Origin of the sequence: Ralstonia sp. ASV6 (assembly GCF_016429285.1) — a bacterium.
GTDB classification, from domain to species: Bacteria; Pseudomonadota; Gammaproteobacteria; order Burkholderiales; family Burkholderiaceae; genus Ralstonia; species Ralstonia flaminis.
Genome location: NZ_JAELUI010000652.1, coordinates 1 through 302, shown reverse-complemented (window position 1 = coordinate 302; position 302 = coordinate 1). Strand labels below are relative to the sequence as shown.

The window sequence follows — 302 nt, the reverse complement described above, 5'->3', positions numbered from 1 at the left end:
CCCCCCCCCCCCCCCCCCCCCCCCCCCCCCCCCCCCCCCCCCCCCCCCCCCCCCCCCCCCCCCCCCCCCCCCCCCCCCCCCCCCCCCCCCCCCCCCCCCCCCTTTTTCCAGCAGAAGACGGCATACGCGATCAGGCGCCATGTCTCGTGGGCTCGGAGATGTGTATAAGAGACAGGGCCTGCACGGCCGGTTCTACGCGCAGCATTGGGGGTTTGGCGTGTTTTTCGAGCGCCGTGTGGCAACGGAGCTGGCCACGTTTGCGGCCGCGCTGCCTGATGACGACAAGGCGCTGTGGCTATGCG

The 302-nt window shown here is 74.5% G+C and carries 1 pseudogene; it reads left to right on the top strand.

Annotation, left to right across the window (positions count from 1 at the left end):
* Positions 1-178: 178 nt before the first annotated feature.
* Positions 179-302: pseudogene (locus JHD73_RS28775) on the top strand (MarR family transcriptional regulator); the annotation flags it as partial.